2 protein-coding genes and 1 pseudogene are annotated in these 2,468 nt (G+C 70.9%); 1 reads left to right on the top strand and 2 read right to left on the bottom strand.

Translation table 11 applies throughout. The features are described from left to right. Positions 1-379 (bottom strand): annotated as a pseudogene (locus tag ACXAID_RS27725) (signal recognition particle-docking protein FtsY); the annotation flags it as partial. Between the two features lie 27 nt (positions 380-406). Between ACXAID_RS27725 and fni the strand changes: the two are divergent. Beyond that, positions 407-1,435: a type 2 isopentenyl-diphosphate Delta-isomerase gene (fni, locus tag ACXAID_RS27720; protein ID WP_475025376.1), complete on the top strand. Its 1,029-nt coding sequence runs from the start codon at positions 407-409 to the stop codon at positions 1,433-1,435. A 6-nt stretch (positions 1,436-1,441) separates the two neighbouring features. Here fni and ACXAID_RS27715 read toward each other — a convergent pair. Beyond that, positions 1,442-2,468, bottom strand: a 1,027-nt coding sequence (locus ACXAID_RS27715) for an AAA family ATPase (protein ID WP_475025375.1), incomplete at its 5' end; no start/stop codon positions are given.

The raw sequence follows: 2,468 nt of genomic DNA, 5'->3' as shown, positions 1-2,468 counted from the left end.
GTGGCGGCGCGACCGGGGGCTCCGGGAGCGTGACGTCGGCGATCGGACGTTTGGGCGCGTCCCGCGGAATGGTGGCATCATCGCCGACGGCGGGTAGGCCGGAGGTGTCGATGCGCTCGGTCGGTTCCGGCCGGCTCGGCGGCGGTGTCGGTTCCGGCCGGCTCGCCGGCGGTGTCTCGGGCGGGCTCACCGCCGGGGCGGACTGACTGAAGGTGATCCCGGAGGAGGCCGCGTAGCCGCCCGAACGATCAACAGGAGTGGCAGTGTCAGGACGGGAGATGCTGATCCGCCGCCGGCGGTACCGCAGCAATCCGACGACGAGCGCGGCGACCAGCAGAACGGCGATGACCGCTATCGCGATCCAGAGACCTTCAGACACCCCGCCATTGTCGCAGGGTCCTCACCGATGACCCCCGACCCCATGCCCGCCCTGCAGCACCGCAAGCGGCGCCACATCGACGTCTGCCTGACCGAGGACGTCGACTACCAGACACTGAGCACCGGGTTCGAGCGCTACCGGCTGCCCTACAACGCACTGACCCAGACCGATCTGCACAGTGTGGACCTGAGCACCGAGTTCCTCGGCGCCCGGCTGCGCGCACCAGTGCTGATCGGCGCGATGACCGGAGGCGCGCAGCTCTCGGGCATCATCAACCGCAATCTGGCCGCGGCGGCACAACAGCTGGGCCTCGGCATGATGCTCGGATCCCAGCGCGTGATGATCGACGACCCGGCGACCACCGTGAGCTTCGATGTCCGAGCCGAGGCCCCCGACATCCTCGTCATCGGCAACATCGGCCTGGCCCAGCTGGAGCCGGCGGTGCTGCCGGGGCTGGCCGGTGCACTCGCCGGGGTGGGGGCCAACGCACTGGCGGTGCACACCAACCCGCTGCAGGAGGCGATGCAGCACCACGGAGACACCGATTTCTCGGGTTCGGTCGAGCGTCTGCGCGCCGTGGTGGACACGATCGGCTACCCGGTCGTGCTCAAGGAGGTCGGACACGGCATCGGAGCGGCGGCGGCCGCCGAGCTCGTCGACTGCCCGCTGGCGGCCGTCGACGTCGCCGGGGCCGGCGGCACCTCCTGGGCCCGCATCGAACAGTTCGTCCGCTACGGCGAGGTACGCCATCCCGAGCTGGCCGAGTGGGGCATCCCGACCGCGCAGGCGCTCACCGAGGTGCGGCAGGTGTTGCCCGGCATGCCGCTGGTCGCCTCCGGGGGCATCCGCACCGGGATGGACGCCGCCAAGGCGCTGGCGCTGGGCGCGGACATGGTCGCCGTGGCCCGGCCTCTGCTGGCCCCGGCGATCGAGTCCGTCGATGCGGTTCTCGACTGGCTTCAGCGGTTCCTCGACGAGCTGCTGGTCTGCCTACACGGCTGCGGCGCGGCGGATCTGGCCGCGTTGCGGCGCCGCGGCGCCACCGCGAGGATCTGAGCCCGGTCAGGACGGGCTGGCCGCCAGCTCCTGGCCCCGCATGCGTTGCGAGATCACCGCGGTGATGCCGTCGCCGCGCATCGACACACCGTAGAGGGCGTCGGCGACCTCCATGGTCGGCTTCTGGTGGGTGATCACGATCAGCTGCGAGCGCTCCCGCAGCTGCTCGAACAGGCTGATCAGGCGGCGCAGGTTGACGTCGTCGAGGGCCGCCTCCACCTCGTCCATCACGTAGAACGGCGACGGACGGGCCCGGAAGATGGCGACCAGCATCGCCACCGCCGTCAGCGACTTCTCCCCACCGGAGAGCAGGGACAGCCGCTTGATCTTCTTGCCCGGCGGGCGGGCCTCGACCTCGATGCCGGTGGTGAGCATGTCGTGCGGGTCGGTGAGCAGCAACCTGCCCTCTCCGCCGGGGAACAGCGTGGCGAACACCTGGGCGAACTCACGCTCGACGTCGGCGTAGGCCTCGGTGAACACCTGCAGGATCCGGGTGTCCACATCGGAGATCACGTCCAGCAGGTCCTTGCGCGCCGCCTTGACGTCCTCGAGCTGGGTGGACAGGAAGTTGTAGCGCTCCTCCAGCGCAGCGAACTCCTCGAGGGCCAGCGGGTTGACCCGGCCCAGCTGAGCGAGTTCACGCTCGGCGCGCTTGGCCCGACGCTCCTGGGTGGGCCGGTCATAGGGCATCGGCGCGGGCATGGTGACCGGCTCACCGCGCTCCTTGGCCTGCTCGTATTCGGCCATCTCCAGCTCCGAGGGCGGCAGCGCCACGCTCGGGCCGTACTCGGCGACCAGATCGGCGGCGGACATGCCGAACTGGTCGAGCACCTGCTCCTCGAGCTGTTCGATACGCAGGGCCGCCTGGGCCTTGGCGACCTCGTCGCGGTGCAGCGCGTCGGTCAGTGCGTTGATCCGGGTGGTGAGCTCCCCGACCTCCTCGCGGGCCCGGGCCAGGGCCCCGGCCCGGGTCTGCCGCTCGGAGGCGACCTCGTCGCGGATGGCCGAAGCCGCGGCGACCGCGGCTTCCAGG

Source organism: Mycobacterium sp. ABE4_509, from assembly GCF_056160785.1.
This window is presented reverse-complemented; position numbering and strand designations above follow the sequence as displayed.

What these genes read in the sequence shown, in the direction of transcription:
- fni (WP_475025376.1), top strand. Translation starts at nt 407, where the DNA reads ATGACCCCCGACCCCATGCCCGCCCTGCAGCACCGCAAGCGGCGCCAC.